The following is a 3,241-nucleotide window of genomic DNA, read 5'->3' on the forward strand; positions in this document are numbered from 1 at the left end:
TGATGATCGTCTCACCATGGAAAGTGCTCATGCACTTTTGAAAAGCTTAGGTTGGTCAACCGAGAAAATCAATGAGAATGACCATATGGCAAGCTATCAATTGGCTGATCGTGAAGTAGATATTCTTTATAACGACGAAATTGCCAAAGATTACCCACAATTTGATAGCGCCTTTTTGATTAGCACGGGCATTCTTTCCACCGCTTGTAAATTCATTGATCCTACCCACACGGAAGATATTCCAGATATACAGCTTAATTTTGAAGCCAAGGGATTAGAAATCTTTGAACCAGAAGTCACTACGGATCGTTTAACACAGGCGCTTGATGATGCGCTAGAATGGTCAGTCAAAGAGATTGACCTTTCTAAAAGACTTCGCTCTGATTATGGCACTGCTCCTTGGGAAAAAGGCGCCACGTCTAAAGCAGATAATACGGATTATGCTTTACTTCATCTTGGCGCTCTTGCTTTGTTGGGTGATGTTGAGACCTTACAATCTTATCAGCAAAGCTTTACGGCAGGGGACCACTTGGGCTTTGACGAGAGCATCAACAAAACCCACCTTGAACGTGCATTAGCTTTAGCCAAAGAAGTAGCAAAAACCAAGCAACTGAGTTACGCTTTGATTAAACAGGTAGCAGAAAAGCTTGATGATCAGGTTATCAGTAAAGAGCAACCCCGCTCGTGGAAAGAGAAAATAGTCAATTTTATCGGAAAAAAAAGACAAGAAATAGCACCTAAAAATATCGAAAATATTTCAGAAATTTAGAAAATAAGGCGCGGTCCAAAGCCTTGATCATAGTTGAGAAACTCAACAGTGGTATGGCTCTGATCATGGTTTTGGTGCAAGATTTTAAGGAAACAACCTATAAAAAAAGATTTATAAAATTATTCCATAGATAATCAAAATCCCTTTTAATGGGCTTTTGTCTATTTGATCGGTTATGTCAGTTTATTTAACAGACGAATCTTATGATTTTAGAGAATGATTAAAACATGTCTTATGAAAAGCATATGCTCCTTTAAAGCCTTTCAAAAGTTGGTTTGTAACTCATAAGAAATGTTATCAAAACTATTATGGTTATGAGTTTTGAGGATTTTGAAGGTTCCTTTTCCCCTCTTATATTTATTTTTTCAATAACAAATAAAATAATACATATAAGCCCCCCTCCAAAGCCCCCCAAAACTAATGATGGGGAGTGCTTTGAAGGTTCACTGTTATATTGTTTAATGTTTTATAAGATTTCCAAATTGCCTCAGTGTGATGTCTTATGACTTTTCACTAAAGGGTGCCATTCATAACGTATGGTAGGTCGACCGCCTTGGGAGTTATTCTCTCCAGAGATTTCACGAATATAGTTACAACGACATAAAAGCTCTAAAGCTTGCTTAACGGTTTGATTGTCTGTTAAATATTTCCAATCACGTTTATAAACATCCCTTGCTGTAAAAACATCGGGTAAACAATCACAACGCTCGACAATTAATTTTGCACGCTCTGCTGTTAATGTATCCCCCGCCGCATAAAGTCTTTTGGCATGACTTAACAGATAACTTGTCCAACGCAACGCTGTTGTGATGGCATAGAGTCCAATTTCTAAACGACCAGTGTCAAGAAGTTCAAAAATCAACGCAAGACTTGCTATGGTCTTTGGCATTTTTAAAAGATGCGATTGTAAGCTTTCTGAGTAACTACCTCCTTTTGCCTCTTTATGAAGATGCTCTAACCATTCATAAAACTTCACTTGTGCTTCAGCAGAAAAACGCATGATCAGCGGCTGTTCGGGAGACCCTAAGCGTTTATCACGAAAAGAACGAAAAACCCCTTCATACTTTTGCCACCCCTCTTGATTGGGCGGTCTATCAACCAATTGCCAATCTTTTGTATCATCGGGACACACCAGCATTTGAAATCATTGGAATAAACCGTCATCGTTTATTCCACGGTGTATTGCTTGAATGAGTGGAATAATTCGTGAGGGGTTGAATGCCTCCAATCATAGATAAAGTGACAGAAGGATTAAAATGGTTCCACGCTCGATACGGTCATAGGTAAATTGATCATCTTCATTAAAAGCCGTTAGATAAAAAGTACGGTCTGTTTGATATTCCTTTTTTTCCAGATTGGCTAAAAAACCAGCCAATTCATCACGCTCCATTAAGAGACCACGGGGGTTTTCTTTTAACAATTCCCCAAGCTTTTCGACTGTCACATCATTGACAATAAAGCGTCATTTACCAAGAGTATCATCATTATTTTTACGAGTAGAAACTAAGCGGTGTGCAAAGTGCATTATGCCAATCATATTCGCAATATTAGAAAAATAGTAATCTATCATTACTTACTGATACGGAGCGCAGTATTGTAGAAAATAATTTGCTTCAATTAGCAAATAAATAAAAATACAGTTGATTAAGGAAATTTTTGCTTTGTATGAAGCACACGTAAAATACGCACAACGCCATTTGAAATATCATAAATCATGATATAATTTGGATATACAATAAGTTCACGTGTATTTATAATTCGTCCTAAACGACCAAGAGTAGGAAATTTAACAAGTATTTCTACTTTTTCAGATAAAAGTTGATCAAACTTTAAGGCAGCAGAAGGATTATCTTGTGATATGTATTCACGTATCTTTTTGCGGTCAACGTGTGCTACTTGTGTCCAAGTTAGCTTCATAAAGTTGATCTATCTAGTTTACTTTGTGTTTTTAAGCGCCATTCCCTTGCTTCTGCTTCGATTTCTTCAGAAGATATTATATCACCTGCATTAGCAGAATTTATCCCTAATTGAACATGTTCCCGAAACCATAAATCGTGTGCACTTTTTTCTTTTTGTTCTTTTACGATATCGCGCATATAATCCCGCAATAATTGCGCACCAGATCTATCACACGCCTTTGCTGCTTTAGAAAATTCATTTTTTAATACATCATCGACGCGAAAGGTAAATGTTGTCTCAGCCATTTTACGACCACTTAATGTGTTACAAAGTAGTTCTAATGTAATGTATTTTTACTATTTCTTCAATAGCTACTGTTGGAATAGATATTTTATATCTATTTTGCATTTTCATAGGGTTGAAAGAGACGCCCATAAATTAACGGGCTCTGATAACAACCCAGACAAAAGAGCCAGACCAGTTTCAATGCCCTCACAAATGACCAGATGTTTTGGATTGGCTTGACTTAATTGCACAGCGCCACCCGTGACAGAACCCAACATGGCTTTTGCT

General features: G+C 37.3%; 3 protein-coding genes and 2 pseudogenes. 1 reads left to right on the top strand and 4 read right to left on the bottom strand.

Features of this window, described 5'->3' with window-relative positions; translation table 11 throughout:
- Positions 1–769: DUF6990 domain-containing protein (locus tag ACFIMC_RS04535; protein WP_375680912.1), on the top strand; the 769-nt coding region annotated here is incomplete at its 5' end.
- A 487-nt stretch (positions 770–1,256) separates the two neighbouring features.
- Here ACFIMC_RS04535 and ACFIMC_RS04540 read toward each other — a convergent pair.
- The 4 genes and pseudogenes from ACFIMC_RS04540 to ACFIMC_RS04555 form a co-directional block, all read right to left on the bottom strand.
- Positions 1,257–2,213: pseudogene (locus ACFIMC_RS04540) on the bottom strand (DUF3987 domain-containing protein).
- Positions 2,214–2,413: 200 nt separating this feature from the next.
- Entirely contained in the window at positions 2,414–2,686 is a 273-nt protein-coding gene (locus ACFIMC_RS04545; RefSeq protein ID WP_375678197.1) for a type II toxin-antitoxin system RelE/ParE family toxin, read from the bottom strand.
- Positions 2,683–2,973 carry a CopG family ribbon-helix-helix protein gene (locus ACFIMC_RS04550; protein WP_375680913.1) on the bottom strand — a complete coding sequence of 97 codons (291 nt, stop codon included), beginning with the start codon at positions 2,971–2,973 and terminating at the stop codon, positions 2,683–2,685. Before ACFIMC_RS04550 ends, ACFIMC_RS04545 begins: the two co-directional genes overlap by 4 nt.
- Positions 2,974–3,078: 105 nt before the next feature.
- Positions 3,079–3,241 (bottom strand): annotated as a pseudogene (locus ACFIMC_RS04555) (virulence-associated protein E); the annotation flags it as partial.

Source organism: Bartonella sp. AP21QHHD, assembly GCF_042196205.1.
GTDB lineage: Bacteria > Pseudomonadota > Alphaproteobacteria > Rhizobiales > Rhizobiaceae > Bartonella.

Bases quoted from the DNA above. Each gene is read 5' to 3' on its own strand.
- ACFIMC_RS04545 (WP_375678197.1), bottom strand. From the start codon at position 2,686: ATGAAGCTAACTTGGACACAAGTAGCACACGTTGACCGCAAAAAGATA.
- ACFIMC_RS04550 (WP_375680913.1), bottom strand. From the start codon at position 2,973: ATGGCTGAGACAACATTTACCTTTCGCGTCGATGATGTATTAAAAAAT.